The sequence below is a fragment of the Enterobacter sp. 22452 genome (genome assembly GCF_052045065.1).
Classification (GTDB): Bacteria; Pseudomonadota; Gammaproteobacteria; order Enterobacterales; family Enterobacteriaceae; genus Enterobacter; species Enterobacter mori.
On the sequence record NZ_JBQEOB010000004.1, the window covers coordinates 474,616 to 492,449 of the forward strand.

A 17,834-nucleotide genomic window follows, 5' to 3' on the forward strand; every position below is an offset into this window, starting at 1 on the left:
TTACGGAACAACAATCAGCGGGCCGCTGGCCGCACCCGTTGCCCGCCACTGCGGAACGTACATAGACTCCACCATCGGCACCGGCACCTGGTAGGTACCCGGCGTCACGGCACGCGCCAGATAGACCAGCGTGACCGGCTGACCTTCATTTACCGGCACGGCAGCCACAAAGCGGTCATCGCGGAATTCCATATGCTGAATATCCGCCTGCTGCATCTGGCTGAGCAGGTTCTGGACCTCACTGCCGCTGTCCTGCAGGCTGGCACTGCTGTTCGCCAGGTTCTGGTTTTCCAGCTCCAGACCTGCCGGGAGCAGATCGACCACCAGCGCATCCGGCACGTTCTGGCTGGCCTTCACTTCCAGCCACACCAGCACCAGCTCACCGCTCTTCAGTGAAGAGAGTGACTTGCTGCTGCCGTCGGTTGCCAGGATATGGCGTTCAACCTGCAGTACGTTAGACGTTGGCTGAGGCGCATATTCCGGGTAACCGGTGCTGTCGAGGCGCACCCACAGCGGCGCTGCACCGGTGTTAGTCACCTGCAGCGCGCCAAGCTGGTCACCGTTGACGTTTTGCACCTGCGATTTATCGCCGCTCAGCGCTTGTTCTGAAAGACTGGTCGTTGCCTGCCACGCACCAGACAAGGTTTGCAGCGAACGACCTGCCAGGAACAGCGCATTGCTCTCCTGCGTTGACAGCCAGCGCTGGCTGAACGCTTCTTCAGATAAGGTATTGAGCAGAGCGTTTTGTGCTTCCGGCAGCAATTTGTACTCTTCCAGCAGGGAGAGCATCAGCGCGTTATCACGCAGCTGGCTGCCGTAATCGGCCATCCAGTTTTTGCTGTCGTTGCGCGGTGTTTTGAGCGCCAGATCCAGCGCCTGCTGGCTGCGTGGGGCGTCGCCCATCAATTTGAGCGCCATGCCCAGCTGCATCAACGGCAGCCCGGATGCCGCCTGGCCGTGGCGATCCCAGATTTCGCGCAGCGCGCCGAGTGGTGCTTTTTGCTGACGCGCCAGTACCAGCGAAGCATAGGCCTGCACGGCGAATTTGCTGGCCTGAGTATCGTCGCTGTAGCGAATGGACATCATGCCCGGATCCTGAAGATAGCGCAGCAGGCGGCTATTGGCGTTATTCACTGCATCAGCAGGTACGCTGTAACCCTGCTCGCCCGCACGCACCAGGAAGTCGGTCACGTAGGCCGTCAGCCAGTACTCTTCCGGACCATTTTTATCCCACAGGGCGAAACCACCGTCGTCACGCTGCATTTGCAGCAGACGGGAGATACCAATATCGATCGCTGCACGGCGTTTATCGTCCGTATCCCCCTTAATGCCAAGCGCCGACAGCTGTGCCGCGTTGGTGTAGAGCGACGGGAACAGGCCACTGGTGGTCTGTTCCAGGCATCCGTACGGGTAGGCCTGAAGTTCGCGAATGTAGCGCGCCAGGTTCAATGGCGGTTTGCCGCTCAGCAGCAGTTGCCCCTGCAGCGTGGCAGGCGAGAAACCGTTGCTATGTTGCGCCGGTGCAACCCAGGACTCACCTGGGTTCAACATCGCGCCAGTGTTTACCGTCTGCGCCGGGAATGCAGGACGCACGCCGATTTTCCAGCTCTTCTGCTGCGGTGCGAAAGTTTCCCCCGGTAGCTGCAGACCGGTCACCTGAGCCGTCACTTCACCGTCACCATAGCCCTCCAGCGCACGCACCGGAATAAACATCGTACTGCGCGCCCCCGGAGGCAGTTGAACCGGCTGCGGCTGCGAGCCTTCCAGCGACACTTTACCCGTTGTGGTTAAGGCCACGTTCAGCGTTTGCGGCTGGTCGGTCAGGTTAGTCAGATCCAGCGTCAGCCGTGAGGTATCGCCGCTTGCCAGGAAGCGTGGCGTGTTCAGCTCGGTAATGACCGGCGCGGCGACAACCACCTTACTTTCACTGCTGCCGAAATCGTCTTCCGTCCAGGCTTGCGCCATCAGGCGCAGCTCACCGTTGAAGTCCCCAATCGGCAGCGTAACAGTGCCCTCCCCGTTGGCATCCAGCGTGACCGGCTGTGCCTGCTGGGCAATAATGGTGACGTGGTTCACCGGCGGTTTGCCGCCGCGCTTGAGTTCATCTCCATCGCCACCGAAGCGCAGCGCGGCCATACGTCCCTGCCCTTCAATGACCTGGCCGTAGATATCGTAGATATCCGCGCCGTAGCGCTTCTGGCCAAAGAAAGCCTGCCACGGGTCGGGCGTAACGTAATCGGTGATGTTCAACACGCCGCTATCCACCGCCGAGACCAGGACGTTCACTTTCTGCGGCACAGCCCCCTCTTTCACGCTGGCTTTCACTTTCACAGAGAGCGTCTGGTTCGGACGCATTTTCTGCGGAGTATCCAGCGCAATATTCAGACGGCGATTTTCGTCACCCATCGGCAGATGCAACAGACCAACCGCGCGTTTCGGCGTGGCGGATTTGGATTTATCGCCAGGACGAACCACCAGCGTGCTGAGGTAGAGATCGTGACGTTTCCAGGCTTTATCTACCGGAATGGAGAGATCCAGCCCGTTTGCCGGTACGTCGATCTCTTTCCACCACAGCGGTCCTTCGCTGGACTCGATCATCGCATAGCCTTTACCCGCAGCCGGTGCTGCAATGTGCAGGTTGATGGTATCGCCTGGCTGATAGGCTGGCTTATCCAGTTTTAGCGTCACGCGATCAGGGCGTGCCGCACCGGTGCCGTCGCTGTTATCCTGCCAGCTATACCCTGCCCAGAAACGGACGCTGCTGACCATCTCATCAGGCGCTTTAACTTCCAGGCGGTATGAGCCCCACTCCACCGGGAAGGTGACTTTACCCGTCTCATCGGCCTTGAGCGTCAGCTCCTGCTCACCTTCGACCAGGTCTTTCTGATCAAACTGGGATTGCCAGCCATCACTCTCCGACCAGTTCCAGTAATAGTCCCGGCGTTCGCGGATCAGGCGAACCTGTAACCCGGTAACCGCTTTTTTCGTACCGCTGGCGTCGGCATAAACGATGTCGAAGCTGGCGTTGCCGTTTTCATCCACAATCGGCTGGTTGACGGTGGTGTCGGTGCGGTAGTCGTAAACGGCCTTGCTGGCGAACTGCGGACGAATCCCCGGAAGTTCAGCCGCAGGCCAGATAGCCTGTTCAGCACGACGCGTTACCGGACGGCCGCCGGACTCCAGCAGACTGGCCTGCAGGATCAGCTGCAGCGGAGAGTGTACCTCTTTCCACTGGCTTTCGGTGCTGACCTGTCCACGCCCCTGCTCGTCGAGCGTAAGCTGTACTTCATCCAGGCTACGGCTCAGGTTTTCCTCGGCGATATCGCCAAACTGGAAGCCCGGCAGCGTAGCCACCGCCTCACGCAGCGGACGCAGGTACAGCTGGCCCTGCAGCGAATTGCCATTAGCTGGCGCGCCGTACAGGTAGTACCCCACCACGTTAAAGTCGACATTATCCTGCTGTGATACCGGGGCTTTTTGCCCGGTCAGGTTGAGCGCCATACGCTCCGGCATAAAATCTTCAACGTTAAAGTCCCACAGCCGCTGCAGGTTGTCGCCGGTGTTAGCGCGAATATGCCACATACCGGTCTGCGCCCCGCTGTCCAGCGGATAGTTAAAACGATAGAGTCCGTTTTCTGGCTTGACGACAATCGTACGCGCGACCTGTCCATCCGGACGCAGCACGTCAAGCTTCACAGGCTGATCGGGTAGCGGTTTTCCGTCGCTGTCGCGCAGCAGGCCATTAAGGATCACAGTTTCCCCAGGACGGTAGAGATCGCGCGGGCCAAACATAAAGAACTGCTTGCTGTAGCCAGGGCTACCGGCGATATCGAACTCCGCCAGGTCGAGCGCAGGCAGCTTGAGATCGAGCAGCGTGGTCTGGCCGTCTTTACTGGCCAGGATCAGCGCGGCTTCTTTGTCGGTTTCAAGCTTCGCATGACCGTCGGCATCGCTGTTCGCCTCGGCAAGCGTCTGGCCTTTGTCATTCAGCAGCGTAACGGTCACGCCGGACTGCGCCGCACCGTTTTCCAGGCTCTGAGTGAAGATGTCCAGACGGTTGTGATAGCGGTGAGCGGACAAGCCGATATCGCTCAGGGTAAAGAGCGTTGCGGCGTTGCTGTAGTTGTAGTGCCCTGCCTGGTTCATGACCGCGATATAAACGCCAGACTGCTGGAGTGGTTTAATATCCTTCAGGGGCAACAGCAATTTTTCGCGCGTGTTGCGCGCCGGATTAAGGTCGAATCGACCAGTGTAAACCAGTTCCGCCATCTTCAGCAGGTTATCGGATTCCCAGTTGGTCAGAGAATTGCGGTATTCCCACTGGCTGACAAAGGAAGCCAACGACTCCGGTTTCACGCGGTAGAAGTTCACGTCCACGTTGTTAACGTTGAGCGCCATCACCGGCAGGCCTTCCACCACTTTACCCGGCAGCAGTGAGCCCCGGCTGGCAAAACCGACCGTCGGTTCGACATCCCGGGTGGTTAAGGCTTTTTCATAATCAATGCCAAAGGTCGCTTTATTCAGCGCCTGCAGGTCGCGTTCAACGGTGACGACCAGGCTGCGGTTAGGCTCCAGATGGCGCAGTCGAAGCTCTTTCAGGTTAGGCGCAAGTTCCCACGCCCCGTCAACCTTGCCGCTTTTCTTATCCACGACATGCACTGTTTTCGCGAAATCCTGATCGGGATTCAGCGGAACAGAAAAGGTCAGCACCAGCGTGGCGGCACCGTCGAGCTGAACTTCAGAGGTATCCAGCAACGTCAGCGCTTTTCCCTGACTCTGGGCGGCGAGTTTAGCCAGCGTTTCAGCATTGGGCTTTTCCGCGGCTTTCGGTGTTGATGCGGTGGATGCCGCGGGAGCCGCAGCCTGAGATTTATCGTCGCTGTTATCACAGCCGACAAGCGTAAACGTGGTAAGCAGCGCAAGAGAGAGCGCGGCTAAGCGAAACGGTTTCATCCTTTGTCCCTGGCCCATGGAGCCTGTTGGTCGTCGTCCGGATAAGTATTATCCGCAAGTTTCATTAATTCAAAAAGTCCAATTTTAGAATCTTGAAAGCGCCTCGCAGAATCGCATCACGCCGCTACGCCGTGATGAAACCGCGATCACAGCACATAACGTCACATGTTACCTTTCACGTCATTTGTTTTTAAAACAAGAAGATAGCTGGATAAGCGTGCCTGAAGACTGCTAGTTTTATGACCATGACGCACCCCGAGTGCGCGGTTCAATAAGAGAGAAAGCCATGAAACGAGCCGTGAACGCCCTACAAAATTTCGGAAAATCATTGTACGGACCGGTACTTATCTTACCGATTGTCGGTCTTTTTATCGCCTTTGGTAACGTGCTGGGTAACGGCAATCTTGCCGAGTACCTGCCGTTTCTTGGCCATCCTCTGATTCAGAATATCGGCCAACTCATCGCGAAATCTGCCGTATCGGTACTGGTTAACCTGGCACTGGTGTTTGCCGTCGGTATCCCGATTGGTCTGGCGACACGTGATAAAGGCTATGCCGCGCTGATTGGGCTGGTGACCTTTGTGGTGTTCATCAACGCCATGAACGTCACGCTGCAGCTACAGGGCGCGCTTGCGCCTGCCGAGCAGATGAAAGCGGCCGGACAGACCATGGTGCTGGGCGTGCAGGTGCTGGAGATGGGCGTGTTCGCCGGGATCCTGACCGGCGCGCTCTCCGGTTATCTCTACAACAAATACTCCGGCGTACAGTTTAACGGCGCGATGGCGATTTACTCCGGCCACTGCTTTGTCGCTATCGTCATGCTCCCCGTCTCCATGCTGCTCGGCGTGGTGATGAGTGAATTGTGGCCGTTTGCTCAGCACGGCATTAGCGCCCTGGCGCTGGCCATCAAAGGCTCCGGGCCGTTTGGCGTAGCAATCTACGGTTTCCTGGAACGCATTCTGGTCCCCACCGGCCTGCACCATCTGGTTTATACGCCGTTCCTCTATACCGAGCTGGGCGGCACGCAGGAGGTATGCGGCGCAACCTATCAGGGCGCGCGCAATATCTACTTTGCCGAGATGGCCTGCCCGGACGTGAAGCAGCTCAGCAGCACCGTGGTGTGGGATGCGCGCGGCATCAGCAAAATGTTCGGCCTGCCTGCCGCCGCGCTGGCGATGTACATGACCGCGAAGCCGGAGCGTAAAGCCATTGCGAAAGCCATTTTGATCCCGGCGGCGCTGACTTCGCTGCTGGTCGGCGTGACCGAGCCGATTGAGTTCTCCTTCCTGTTTGTCGCCCCGCTGCTCTTCGTGGTGCACGCGGTGCTGACCGGAATCGGCATGATGCTGTTCTCGCTGCTGGGCGTTCACGCCATCGGCGCCAATGGGATTATCGACTTCATCCTTTACAACCTGCCGCTCGGCACGGAGAAGTCCAACTGGCCGATGTACCTCCTGGTCGGGCTGATCATGTTCGCCCTCTACTTTGTGGTGTTCCGCTTCCTGATCCTGCGCTTCAACATGAAGACGCCGGGCCGTGAGGATGACGATAAAGAGACGCGCCTCTACAGCAAGCAAGAGTACCAGGCCAAAGGCAATAACGACGGGCTGGGCGAGTCCATCGTGGTGGGGCTGGGCGGCCGGGAAAACATTGAAGTGGTAGATAACTGCTACACCCGCTTGCGCGTCACGGTGAAGGATGTCGCCATCATCGACGAGCCGCGCCTGAAGGCGACTGGCGCGAAAGGGATTATCAAACAAGGTAACAACGTTCAGGTGGTCTACGGGCTGCACGTCAAAAAAATGCGAGAAGCCGTTGAGACGTTTCTCTGAGAGGAGCTAAAGATGTTTACACCCCCATTTATCCTGTCGATTGCCGGCGGCGGTAGCACCTACACGCCGGGTATTGTGAAAAGCCTGATGGTGCGCCTGCAGGATTTCCCGCTGGCCGAAATTCGCCTTTACGATATCGACGAGGCGCGTCAGAACACCATTGCGCCCGTCGTAGAGAAGGTCATTCGCGACCACAGCCAGAGCATCAAATTTACCGTCACCAGTGACCCGGAAGTGGCTTTCAGCGGTGCACATTTTGTCTTCGCACAGATGCGCGTCGGCCAGTACAAGATGCGCGAGCAGGATGAAAAGATCCCGCTGCGTCACGGCGTGGTCGGCCAGGAAACGTGCGGCCCCGGGGGTCTGGCGTACGGACTGCGCACGATCCTGCCGATGGTGGAGCTTATCGATCTGGTCGATCGCTACGCGCACGAGAAAGCCTGGATCGTGAACTACTCCAACCCGGCGGCGATCGTCGCGGAAGGCGTGCGCCGCCTGCGCCCGAACGCGCGCGTGCTGAACATCTGCGATATGCCGGTGGCTGCCATGCGTAACATGGGGGCGATTCTGGGCGTCGATCGCCGCAAGCTGGAGGTCGACTACTTCGGTCTGAACCACTTCGGCTGGTTTACCCGCGTGCTGGTGGACGGCGAAGACAAGCTGCCGGAGCTGCGCAAACATATCGCGAAGTTTGGCCTGCTGACGGAAGATGCGGCTAAAACCGACCCGCAGCATTCGGATCCGTCGTGGGTAAAAACCTGGCGCAACATTAAGCCGATCATGGACAACTTCCCGGAGTATCTGCCGAACCCGTATCTGCAGTACTACCTGATGCCAAACCAGATTGTGGAGCATCAGAACCCGGACTATACCCGCGCCAATGAAGTGATGGACGGGCGCGAGAAAAAACTGTTCGCCGCAGCCGAAGAATATAAGCGTACCGGGATCCTGCCGGATGCCTTCCACGTGGGCGTCCACGGTGAATTTATCGTTGACGTCGCCTGCTCGCTGGCCTTTAACCTGCGGAGCCGCCATCTGGTGATGGTGGAAAACCGCGGTGCGATTACCAACCTGCCTTACGATGCCGTGGTGGAAGTGCCCGCGTATATCACCTCCGAAGGCCCGGAACCGATTCGCGTCGGTCAGGTGCCGCTGTTCCATCAGACCCTTTTGCAACAGCAGCTCGCCTCGGAACAGCTGCTGGTGGAGGCGACCATCGAGGGCAGCTATGAGAAAGCGCTGCAGGCGTTCACCCTCAACCGTACCGTGCCGACCATGGAGCACGCGAAAGTGATTCTGGATGAGATGATCGAGGCCAACCGCGACTACTGGCCTGCGCTGCAAAAAGCCTGGCAGGACGGCGAAAAGGTGAAAAAATAGGGGCTTGCTCGCGAGTTGAACGTGGTTTGCTTGTCGGTGTCAGAAAAAACACCGACAATCCTTTTTTACGGAAAAGAATGGAGGCAACCCATGTCCACCTCATATTTCGTCGCCGCCGACTGGCTGATTGAGCACGGCGACGATCCGGAAGTTCAAATTATTGATGCGCGTATGGCCCCGCCAGGGCAAGAGCATCGCGACGTGCCCGGTGAATACCGTGCCGGACATCTGCCTGGCGCGGTATTTTTTGATATCGAAGCCCTCTCCGATCACACCTCTCCCCTGCCGCACATGCTGCCGCGCCCGGAAGCATTTTCCGTGGCGATGCGCGAGCTGGGCGTCAGCAAAGACAAACACCTCGTTGTTTACGATGAGGGTAACCTCTTCTCCGCCCCGCGGGCGTGGTGGATGCTGAAAAACTTCGGCGTGGAAAAAGTGTCGATTCTGGCGGGCGGGCTTGCGGGCTGGAAGCGCGACGAGCTGCCGCTTCAGCAGGGCGACGTGACGCTGCCGGAAGGCGAATTCGATGCCACGTTCGACGCACACGTGGTGAAACGCCTGACCGACGTGCTGGTCGTGAGCCATGAAAAAACAGCGCAAATCGTCGATGCCCGTCCTGCTCCGCGCTTCAATGCCGAAGCGGATGAACCGCGTCCGGGGCTGAAGCGCGGCCACATTCCGGGTGCGCTGAACGTGCCGTGGGGCGATCTGGTATTTGAGGGCGAGCTGAAAACCACCGACGAGCTGCGCGCCATTTTTGACCGTGCAGGCGTGGATTTACATCGTCCGATTATTGCCAGCTGTGGCTCCGGCGTAACGGCCTGCGTAGTGATCCTGGCACTCGCCACGCTCGGCGTGAACGACGTCACGCTTTACGACGGCGCCTGGAGCGAATGGGGTGCGCGAGACGATCTGCCTGTCGAACCCGCGAAATAATGGATAACCGCCTGGCCACGCTGTTAACGCGCGGGGCATCGCTGACCCGCGCGGAGTATCGCGTCCTCGCCCATCTCACGGAGCATCCGCTGCTGGTGGGCAACATCACGGTGCGCGAGCTGGCGCAGGCGACGTTTGTTTCGACCGCCACCATCATGCGGCTGTGCCAAAAGCTGGGGTTCAGCGGCTTTAGCGAATTTATCTGGCACTGCAAGCAGTTGCTTTCCGACACGCCGCATATTGCCGCTCAGGCGCCCTCCCTTCCAGAACTCCCGGCGCTGTTTAATCAGTTTATCGCCAATTATCAGCACACCTTCCGGTGGGTCACGCAGGAGAAGCGCCAGCAGTTTGCCGACCTGCTGCGCCAGAAAGAGAGCTTCTTTCTCTACGGCGCCGGTTTTTCTTATCTGTTTGCGGAGTACCTGACCAAGAAGCTGCAGGTGCTGGGCAAAACGGCGTTTATCTCCGGGCCCGGAGACAGCCGGAATATTTTTCTCAGCAATGCCGCACGCTATCAGGTTTTTATTGCCGTCTCGCGCAGCGGCGAAACGGAGCAGGTGCTGGATAAAGCGCGGATTGCCAAAAACGTAGGAATGACGGTTGTGGCCTTTACTCGCGCCTCAGCGAATACGTTGGCGGGCATGGCCGATCTGCATTTCGCGCTGTATGACGAAGCGGTGCACTACGCCGCCGAAGCCGCAGGGGTGACGTCGTTTGAGTCGAATCTGGTGCTGCTGATGGATTTACTGCTGCTGGAAGCAACGGGGTGATATTCACCCCGCCGTAATCAGATGATGCGGTTGGTTTTGAGATCGCGCAGGAAGCCGCCCCAGCGACGCTCATAGAACGGGGTGATGTGCTCGGTAATAAAGTGGCTGATGCCCTTTTCACCGTTCTTCACCTGGCAGATATCAATTGGCTCATCACCCGGCAGCGTATCGGTCGCCACGCTGCCCGCCGCCTGGATGATTTCTTCGATATCGCCGTCAGCTTCAATACCGATTAACAGTACCGGCTGTTCATCCGCTTGCTCTTTAATCGAACAGAGGAACGCGCGTCTTACCGGTTTCAGAGTTTTGAACAGCGTGGTCAGCGAATCGATCATCTGTGCTGGCGGCTCTGCAACCTCAGACAGCAGCAGCGTTTCGCCCCCTTCCAGCACTTCCTGGGTGCTGAGCGGGTTGCCCTCTTCACCCATCAGGTGGCTGATTTCGCGCGGCGTGAACTCTTTCCCGGTCGGCAATTTAGCGTTGAGGAACAGCGTCTGCCCCAGCGTCATTTCAAACAGGGTGCGCACCGGCATCACCACGAACGCCTGTTCGTCTTCTACCGCTTCCTGCAGCGCTTCCAGTGAGGTAAAGAACGGGATCACCGAGGTGCCGTCGTCTTTTTCCCAGTGCAGCAGATCCAGCGCGCTGTCTTCTACGACCTGCTCACCTTCCGCCGCGGTGCCCGGCACCCAGACGGTGGATTCCAGCAGCGTGCGGAAAAATGCCGGACGGTGGGCGGGCTCGGTCGCCGCCTGCTCCAGCAGGGTTTCTAATTCGTTTTTGGTTTCTGACATAGTTTGGCTACTTCACAATTGCCCGGCGTCGCTTCGCTTGCACGGGCCTACGGGTTTTGTAGGCCGGGTAAGCGCAGCGCCACCCGGCAAAAAGGTTACTCAGCCGTCAGCAGGTTCGCTACGGTACGCACGCCCAGACCGGTCGCGCCCGCAGACCACTGCTCAACCGCCGCTTTACGGTAGGTTGCGGAGCAGTCGATGTGCAGCCAGCCTTCGTGATAATTCTCAACGAAGTGGGACAGGAAGCCTGCTGCGGTGCTGGCACCCGCCGGGTACGCCGCGCTCGCGGTGTTGTTCAACTCGGCAAAGTTGGACGGCAGCTGGCTGCGGTGGAACTCGGCCAGCGGCAGACGCCAGAACGGTTCGTTTTCCGCAGCCGCGCTTGCCAGCAGGCGGGCAGCGAGCTTGTCGTCGAAGCTGAACAGCGCGTGGTAATCGTTGCCCAGGGCGGTTTTTGCCGCACCGGTCAGGGTCGCCATGTCGATAATCAGCTCTGGCTTCTGCGCGGAGGCGTCGATCAGGCCATCGGCCAGCACCAGGCGGCCTTCGGCGTCGGTGTTCATCACTTCGACGTTTTTGCCGTTGCGGTAGCGAATGATGTCGCCCAGCTTGAAGGCGTTACCGCTGACCATGTTGTCCGCGCAGCACAGGTAGAGCTTCACGCGCTTGTTCAGACCGCGGGTAATCGCAAACGCCAGCGCGCCGGTGATGGTTGCCGCGCCGCCCATGTCGGACTTCATGGAGTCCATGAACGCGCTCTGCTTGAGGCTGTAGCCACCGGTGTCGAAGGTGATGCCTTTCCCGACCAGGCAGGCAAAGACCGGCGCTTCTTTATCGCCGGTTGGGTTGTAATCCAGCGCCAGCAGGACCGGAGGACGCTCAGAACCACGGCCCACGGTGTGGATGCCCATGTAGTTCTGCTCGCGCAGGTCTTCACCTTTGGTGATGCGGTAGGACATTTTGTCGCCCGCCACGCCGCACAGCAGGTCAACGGCGCGCTGCGCCAGCTGCTCAGGGCCTAACTCTTCCGCAGGGGCGTTGATGGTGTCGCGCACCCAGTCGATGATCTTCAGGCGGCTTTCCAGCTCTTTCTGGCCGGCTTCGTCGAGGTTCGCCCACTCAATTTTGCGGGTGCCTTTCGGGCCCTTGTAGCCTGCCCAGAATGCCCAGCTGCGGTCGGTGTCCCAACCTTCGCCAGCCAGAGTGACATGTTTAATGCCCAGACCGTCAATTTTACGGGCGGCGCGCTGGATCAGGCCGGTGTCATCTTTGCCCGTCAGGTGCAGGGTAATGCCGTCGTTATTGATGCTGTAGGTGGCTTTTTCGCCCCAGCGTGCGTCAGCAGGCTGTGTGGAGAGCGTAATCTTCATCGCTTCGGTCATTTTATTTATCCTTATTAGCAAACGGGCCGCCAGAAGGCAGCCCGTTAAGTGATTTACTCTGCTTCATCTAACCAGACTAACAGAATCGCCTCCAGAATTTTTTCATTGGATGCGTTTGGATCATCGTCGAAATCCTCTAAATCGCAGATCCACTGGTGCATGTCGGTGAATCGTACGGTCTTCGGATCGAGATCCGGGTTCGCGTCGTAGAGCGCTTCGCCGATTTCACGGCTGTCTGTCCACTTCAGTCCCATATCAATGCTCGCGTGCGTGGTTGATGGTGTAGCGTGGGAATTCCACGACCAGATCTTCATCGGTCACCGCTGCCTGGCAGCTCAGGCGGCTGTCTGGCTCCAGACCCCATGCTTTATCCAGCATGTCGTCTTCGTCTTCGGTGCTCTCGGCGAGAGAGTCGAAACCTTCACGCACGATGCAGTGGCAGGTGGTGCAGGCACAGGATTTTTCACAGGCGTGTTCCACTTCGATACCTGCACGCAGGGCGACATCGAGAATGGTTTCACCGGTCTTGGCTTCCAGAACAGCGCCATCCGGACAGAGGTCCGCATGAGGCAAAATTACAATCTTTGGCATATTAAACCTCGTCCACGGACTGGCCTTTCAGCGCGACGCGGACAGATTTGTCCATGCGGCGAGCAGCAAAGTCCTGGGTTTGTTTATCAACGTTTTTAATGGCTTCTTCTATTGCGTCAGCGTCATTGCCTTCGGCCACTGCGCTCAAGCGCGCGGCAGCATCATCAATCACCTGACGCTCAGCGGCGCTTAACAGCGCGGCATCGGCAGCGAGCGCGCCGTTCAGACTTTCCAGCACGCGTGCGGCTTCCACTTTTTGTTCAGCCAGCATACGCGCCTTCACATCCTGCTCGGCGTAGCTCATTGAGTCCTGAATCATGGAGGCGATTTCGCCATCGGTCAGGCCGTAGGACGGCTTCACCTGAATGGACGATTCCACGCCGGTGGATTTTTCCATCGCCGTGACGCTCAGCAGGCCGTCCGCATCCACCTGGAAAGTGACGCGAATATGCGCCCCGCCTGCAGGCAGCGCCGGGATGCCGCGCAGCGCAAAGCGCGCCAGTGAACGGCAGTCCTGCACCAGCTCGCGCTCGCCCTGCATCACGTGGATGGACATCGCGGTCTGGCCGTCTTTGAAGGTGGTGAACTCCTGCGCGCGCGCCACCGGAATGGTGGTATTACGCGGGATCACTTTCTCCACCAGGCCGCCCATGGTTTCTAACCCCAGCGACAGCGGGATAACGTCCAGCAGCAGCATTTCGCTGTCCGGCTTGTTACCGACCAGAATATCGGCCTGGATAGCGGCGCCCACGGCGACCACTTTGTCCGGGTCGATGGAGGTCAGCGGCGTGCGGCCAAAGAATTCGCCCACGCGCTCGCGCACCAGCGGCACGCGGGTCGAACCGCCCACCATGACCACTTCCAGCACTTCGTTCGCCTCAACGCCTGCATCCTTCAATGCGCGACGGCAGGCCAGCAGGGTACGTTTCACCAGCGGGGCAATCAGATCGTTGAACTGGTCGCGGGTGATGTCACCCTGCCAGCCCGCAACGTTAACAGATACCGTCTGCGCATCGCTCAGGGCGATTTTGGCGTCGATAGCCGCATCCAGCAGTTCACGCTGTACGCGCGCATCGCTGCGATCGCTGATGCCCGCCAGCTCGCGAATGTAATCCGCCAGCAGATGGTCGAAATCATCGCCGCCCAGCGCGGAGTCTCCGCCGGTCGCCAGCACTTCAAACACCCCGCGGCTTAAGCGCAGGATCGAGATATCAAAGGTACCGCCGCCGAGATCGTAAACCGCAATGACCCCTTCCTGACCGGAATCAAGACCGTAGGCAATGGCCGCCGCCGTGGGTTCGTTCAGCAGGCGCAGCACGTGCAGGCCCGCCAGACGCGCGGCGTCTTTGGTGCCCTGACGCTGTGCATCGTCAAAATAGGCCGGAACGGTAATGACCACGCCGTCCAGATCGCCGCCGAGCGTTGCGGTCGCACGCGCCGCCAGCGCTTTGAGGATGTCGGAGGAAACACGAATCGGGTTCAGCAGACCGGCCGCGGTTGCAATCATCGGCAGGCCGTTTTCACTGGCCTGCAGCTGATACGGCAGATGCGGGTAGCGGGTCTGAATATCGGCCAGCGAGCGGCCCATCATGCGCTTTACGGAGCTGATGGTGTTAGCCGGATCGCGTGCGGCGTTGGTGCGGGCGTCATAGCCAACCGCGTGACCCTGCTGCTGGTAGTGGACCACGGAAGGCAGCAGATGGCGGCCCTGCTCGTCAGCCAGCGTTTCCGCCTGGCCGCTGCGCACGGTCGCCACGAGGGAATTGGTGGTACCCAGATCAATACCCACCGCCAGACGACGCTGGTGCGGTGCGGCACTTAAGCCAGGCTCACTAATTTGTAATAAGGCCATAATTGCTTCCGAAATTAAAAATCGAGCAGCTTTTCTTCGAGTTGTTCAGCACTGCTTCGCAGTTTATCGAGAAAACGGAGTTTGCGCACAGTGTCTGCCGCCACGTCCCAGGTCTCGTTGTTCAGTTGCTCCACCATCTGCTGATGGCGGCTATCGAACATGCCCTTCACGCGCGTGATAAAACTTTCCAGACGCGCTTCGTCTTTGGCTTGTTCAATCTCATCCAGCTCTTCGCGAAGCTCCAGCTGTTCCATCAGAAACGCGGTGTCGCGCACGGTATGCTGTTCGCTCGCCAGGTCGAAACCGTGCAGTGAAAGCAGGTACTCGGCACGGCTCAGCGGATGGCGCAGCGTCTGCCAGGCCTGGTTGATGGTCGCAGATTGGGAGACCGCAGCCAATTGCTCTGACTGAGTACCGCTCGCGAATTTATCCGGATGGTACTGACGCTGCAGATCCTGAAAACGGATCGTCAGCGCCTGCAGATCAATCGGGTATTGAGCGGGTAGTCCGAAGAGAGTGAAGTAATCCATAACAATCTCAGGGGTAGCCTGTTAGAACAAACCCCACACACAGAGATCCTGCGGTGGGGTTTCGGATGACGCGCGGTTAAACGTGGAAGCTTTCGCCGCAACCACACTCGTCTTTGACGTTCGGGTTCGTGAATTTGAACCCTTCGTTCAGGCCTTCTTTAACGAAGTCCAGCTGAGTGCCGTTGAGGAATTGCAGGCTTTTGCCATCGACCACCACCTTCACGCCCTTGTCTTCAAACACGGTGTCGTCAGACGCCGGTTCATCAACAAACTCCAGTACGTAAGCCATACCAGAACAGCCGGAGGTACGTACGCCCAGTCGCAGGCCAAAGCCTTTACCACGGTTCGCCAGAAAAGAGCTTACTCGCGCGGCAGCGCTGTCGCTAAGGGTAATCGACATACTCAAACCTCAATTATTTTGCTTCACGTTTGCTTTTATAGTCCGCAATGGCGGCTTTGATCGCGTCTTCTGCCAGAATTGAGCAGTGAATTTTCACCGGTGGCAGTTCGAGTTCTTCAGCAATATCGGTGTTCTTGATTGCCTGTGCTTCGTCCAGAGACTTGCCCTTCACCCATTCGGTCACCAGGGAGCTGGACGCGATAGCAGAACCGCAGCCGTAGGTCTTGAAGCGCGCGTCTTCAATGATACCTTCATTGTTGACTTTAATCTGCAACTTCATCACGTCGCCACACGCCGGTGCGCCAACCATACCGCTACCGACAGATTCGTCGCTGTTGTCAAATGAGCCAACGTTGCGCGGGTTCTCGTAATGATCGATGACTTTTTCGCTGTATGCCATGATTGAATTCTCCTTATGTACCGATTAGTGATGTGACCATTCAATGCTGTTCAGATCCACGCCCTGCTTGAACATTTCCCACAGTGGAGAAAGGTCGCGCAGACGGCCGATGGAGTTGCGAACCAGCTTGATGGTGTAGTCAATCTCTTCTTCGGTAGTGAAACGACCTAAAGAGAAACGGATAGAGCTGTGTGCCAGCTCGTCAGTCATGCCCAGCGCGCGCAGCACGTAGGATGGCTCGAGGCTTGCAGACGTACAGGCAGAACCGGAAGAAACGGCCAGGTCTTTCAGCGCCATGATCAGCGATTCGCCTTCAACATAGTTGAAGCTGACGTTGAGGATGTTCGGTGCGCCCTGCTCGAGATCGCCGTTCAGATACACTTCTTCCATATCCTTCACGCCGTCCCACAGACGGTTACGCAGCGTGCGCAGGCGCGCCATCTCGGTTTCCATCTCTTCTTTCGCGATGCGATACGCTTCGCCCATGCCCACGATCTGGTGAACAGGCAGCGTACCGGAACGCATGCCGCGCTCATGACCGCCGCCGTGCATCTGTGCTTCGATGCGGATACGTGGCTTACGACGAACGTACAGCGCGCCGATCCCTTTCGGGCCATAGATTTTGTGGCCGGAGAAGGACATCAGGTCGACTTTCAGCTGGCTCAGGTCGATAGGGAGTTTGCCCACGCTCTGGGTCGCATCTACGTGGTAGATGATACCGCGCGCGCGGCACATTTCACCGATGGTCGCGATGTCCTGAACGACGCCGATTTCGTTGTTAACGTGCATGATGGAAACCAGAATGGTGTCATCACGCATGGCCGCTTCGAGCTCTTTCAGGTCGATGATCCCGTTGCTCTGCGGCGCCAGGTAAGTCACGTCGAACCCTTCACGCTCCAGCTGACGGCAGGTGTCCAGCACGGCTTTGTGTTCGGTTTTGCTGGTGATGATGTGCTTGCCTTTTTTCTGATAAAAGTTGGCTGCACCTTTGATCGCCAGGTTGTCGGATTCGGTCGCACCGGAGGTGAAAACAATTTCACGCGGATCGGCACCGACCAGGTCAGCAATCTGATTACGGGCGATATCAACCGCCTCTTCAGCATGCCAGCCAAAACGGTGTGAACGGGAAGCTGGGTTACCAAAGTTTCCGTCCAGGGTCAGACACTGCATCATTTTCTCGGCAACACGCGGGTCCACCGGCGTGGTTGCGGAGTAGTCGAGATAAATCGGTAATTTCATTGCTCTTTAAACTCCGTACATCGCTTCAATGCAAGGAATCAGGCAACCGGCTGGATGTACGACCGAGTACACGGGGCGTGACCGCCCCGGCCTGATTCTGAAATACTTATCTTTTTATTACGCGCGCAGTTTGACGTCGATAGCGTCTTGCGCGCGGGTGCTGCGTTGTGATTCATGGCTTTGCTGACGACCCGATACGTCCAGAACTTCCTGGTTATTCACCAGTTCACCCAGGGTGATGTTGTTCAGGAAGCCGGTCAGACGGTCGCTCAGATCGCGCCACAGCGCGTGGGTCAGGCACTTATCGCCGCCCTGGCAGCCGCCTTTACCCTGGCAACGGGTCGCGTCAACGGATTCGTCAACGGCGCTGATCACTTCGCCAACTGCAATACTGCCCGCGTCTTTACCCAGCAGATAGCCGCCGCCTGGGCCACGAACGCTGGAAACCAGTCCATTTTTACGCAGTCTGGAGAACAGCTGTTCCAGATAAGAGAGGGAGATCCCCTGTCGTTCAGAAATATCAGCCAACGGAACCGGGCCCGCTTCGGAGTTGAGCGCAACGTCCAGCATCGCGGTCACGGCATAACGCCCTTTAGATGTCAGTCTCATGTCTTACTTAACCTCAAACTCGCCCCTGCCCGGGGTTTTTTATTGTAAAATGGGGGTATTGCATAGCAGGGCCAAGTCTGACATTCCTGACTAAAATGGTCAACTATTTACTTGACTGTTTTAGTCAGGTATTTAACGTTCTGTGCCGTTTTTTGTCGGGTGGCGCT

At 58.1% G+C, this 17,834-nt stretch carries 15 protein-coding genes; 4 read left to right on the plus strand and 11 right to left on the minus strand.

Annotated features, from left to right (window positions below; genetic code table 11):
* The gene (locus ACTJJA_RS14785; protein WP_440668540.1) at positions 1-4,953 is read right to left on the minus strand and encodes an alpha-2-macroglobulin family protein; all 4,953 of its coding nucleotides are present in this window, start codon (positions 4,951-4,953) and stop codon (positions 1-3) included.
* A gap of 286 nt (positions 4,954-5,239) precedes the next feature.
* Between ACTJJA_RS14785 and ACTJJA_RS14790 the strand changes: the two genes are divergently transcribed.
* From ACTJJA_RS14790 to ACTJJA_RS14805, 4 genes are all read left to right on the plus strand, one after another.
* Positions 5,240-6,784 carry a PTS transporter subunit EIIC gene (locus tag ACTJJA_RS14790; RefSeq protein WP_089597806.1) on the plus strand — a complete coding sequence of 515 codons (1,545 nt, stop codon included), beginning with the start codon at positions 5,240-5,242 and terminating at the stop codon, positions 6,782-6,784.
* Between the two features lie 12 nt (positions 6,785-6,796).
* Positions 6,797-8,164 (plus strand): 6-phospho-alpha-glucosidase, encoded by a 1,368-nt coding sequence (locus tag ACTJJA_RS14795; protein WP_440668541.1) that lies wholly within the window; start codon positions 6,797-6,799, stop codon positions 8,162-8,164.
* A gap of 90 nt (positions 8,165-8,254) precedes the next feature.
* Positions 8,255-9,100: a 3-mercaptopyruvate sulfurtransferase gene (gene sseA, locus ACTJJA_RS14800; protein WP_440668542.1), complete on the plus strand. Its 846-nt coding sequence runs from the start codon at positions 8,255-8,257 to the stop codon at positions 9,098-9,100.
* Entirely contained in the window at positions 9,100-9,870 is a 771-nt protein-coding gene (locus tag ACTJJA_RS14805; RefSeq protein ID WP_440668543.1) for a MurR/RpiR family transcriptional regulator, read from the plus strand. Before sseA ends, ACTJJA_RS14805 begins: the two co-directional genes overlap by 1 nt.
* Before the next feature lie 17 nt (positions 9,871-9,887).
* On the opposite strand, the gene sseB is transcribed toward ACTJJA_RS14805, so the two are convergent.
* The 10 genes from sseB to iscR form a co-directional block, all read right to left on the minus strand.
* A complete protein-coding gene (gene sseB, locus ACTJJA_RS14810; RefSeq protein ID WP_440668544.1) occupies positions 9,888-10,664 on the minus strand; it encodes an enhanced serine sensitivity protein SseB in 777 nt (258 codons plus the stop codon).
* A gap of 95 nt (positions 10,665-10,759) precedes the next feature.
* Entirely contained in the window at positions 10,760-12,046 is a 1,287-nt protein-coding gene (gene pepB / locus ACTJJA_RS14815) for an aminopeptidase PepB (RefSeq protein ID WP_131635849.1), read from the minus strand.
* A gap of 53 nt (positions 12,047-12,099) precedes the next feature.
* The gene (gene iscX, locus ACTJJA_RS14820) at positions 12,100-12,300 is read right to left on the minus strand and encodes a Fe-S cluster assembly protein IscX (RefSeq protein ID WP_003860650.1); all 201 of its coding nucleotides are present in this window, start codon (positions 12,298-12,300) and stop codon (positions 12,100-12,102) included.
* A 1-nt stretch (position 12,301) separates the two neighbouring features.
* Positions 12,302-12,637: an ISC system 2Fe-2S type ferredoxin gene (fdx, locus tag ACTJJA_RS14825; RefSeq protein ID WP_003860652.1), complete on the minus strand. Its 336-nt coding sequence runs from the start codon at positions 12,635-12,637 to the stop codon at positions 12,302-12,304.
* A gap of 1 nt (position 12,638) precedes the next feature.
* Positions 12,639-14,489, minus strand: a complete 1,851-nt coding sequence (gene hscA, locus ACTJJA_RS14830; protein ID WP_440668545.1) for a Fe-S protein assembly chaperone HscA — start codon at positions 14,487-14,489, stop codon at positions 12,639-12,641.
* Between the two features lie 14 nt (positions 14,490-14,503).
* Positions 14,504-15,019: a co-chaperone HscB gene (gene hscB / locus ACTJJA_RS14835; protein ID WP_440668546.1), complete on the minus strand. Its 516-nt coding sequence runs from the start codon at positions 15,017-15,019 to the stop codon at positions 14,504-14,506.
* A 76-nt stretch (positions 15,020-15,095) separates the two neighbouring features.
* On the minus strand, positions 15,096-15,419 hold the full coding sequence (gene iscA / locus ACTJJA_RS14840) for an iron-sulfur cluster assembly protein IscA (protein WP_003860659.1): 324 nt from the start codon (positions 15,417-15,419) through the stop codon (positions 15,096-15,098).
* 13 nt (positions 15,420-15,432) lie between these two features.
* Positions 15,433-15,819, minus strand: coding sequence for a Fe-S cluster assembly scaffold IscU (gene iscU, locus ACTJJA_RS14845; RefSeq protein ID WP_003860661.1), 387 nt, complete (start codon positions 15,817-15,819; stop codon positions 15,433-15,435).
* Between the two features lie 24 nt (positions 15,820-15,843).
* On the minus strand, positions 15,844-17,058 hold the full coding sequence (gene iscS, locus ACTJJA_RS14850) for a cysteine desulfurase (RefSeq protein WP_020883022.1): 1,215 nt from the start codon (positions 17,056-17,058) through the stop codon (positions 15,844-15,846).
* 117 nt (positions 17,059-17,175) lie between these two features.
* Complete coding sequence (iscR, locus tag ACTJJA_RS14855; protein ID WP_089597799.1) at positions 17,176-17,667, minus strand: Fe-S cluster assembly transcriptional regulator IscR; 492 nt, start codon at positions 17,665-17,667, stop codon at positions 17,176-17,178.
* Between the last annotated feature and the right edge of the window lie 167 nt (positions 17,668-17,834).

Coding starts and splice junctions, on each gene's coding strand:
- iscU (WP_003860661.1), bottom strand. CDS start 15,819: ATGGCATACAGCGAAAAAGTCATCGATCATTACGAGAACCCGCGCAAC.
- ACTJJA_RS14795 (WP_440668541.1), top strand. CDS start 6,797: ATGTTTACACCCCCATTTATCCTGTCGATTGCCGGCGGCGGTAGCACC.
- fdx (WP_003860652.1), bottom strand. CDS start 12,637: ATGCCAAAGATTGTAATTTTGCCTCATGCGGACCTCTGTCCGGATGGC.
- sseB (WP_440668544.1), bottom strand. CDS start 10,664: ATGTCAGAAACCAAAAACGAATTAGAAACCCTGCTGGAGCAGGCGGCG.
- ACTJJA_RS14785 (WP_440668540.1), bottom strand. CDS start 4,953: ATGAAACCGTTTCGCTTAGCCGCGCTCTCTCTTGCGCTGCTTACCACG.
- iscX (WP_003860650.1), bottom strand. CDS start 12,300: ATGGGACTGAAGTGGACAGACAGCCGTGAAATCGGCGAAGCGCTCTAC.
- hscA (WP_440668545.1), bottom strand. CDS start 14,489: ATGGCCTTATTACAAATTAGTGAGCCTGGCTTAAGTGCCGCACCGCAC.
- iscA (WP_003860659.1), bottom strand. CDS start 15,419: ATGTCGATTACCCTTAGCGACAGCGCTGCCGCGCGAGTAAGCTCTTTT.
- iscS (WP_020883022.1), bottom strand. CDS start 17,058: ATGAAATTACCGATTTATCTCGACTACTCCGCAACCACGCCGGTGGAC.
- ACTJJA_RS14790 (WP_089597806.1), top strand. CDS start 5,240: ATGAAACGAGCCGTGAACGCCCTACAAAATTTCGGAAAATCATTGTAC.
- pepB (WP_131635849.1), bottom strand. CDS start 12,046: ATGACCGAAGCGATGAAGATTACGCTCTCCACACAGCCTGCTGACGCA.
- hscB (WP_440668546.1), bottom strand. CDS start 15,019: ATGGATTACTTCACTCTCTTCGGACTACCCGCTCAATACCCGATTGAT.
- iscR (WP_089597799.1), bottom strand. CDS start 17,667: ATGAGACTGACATCTAAAGGGCGTTATGCCGTGACCGCGATGCTGGAC.
- ACTJJA_RS14805 (WP_440668543.1), top strand. CDS start 9,100: ATGGATAACCGCCTGGCCACGCTGTTAACGCGCGGGGCATCGCTGACC.
- sseA (WP_440668542.1), top strand. CDS start 8,255: ATGTCCACCTCATATTTCGTCGCCGCCGACTGGCTGATTGAGCACGGC.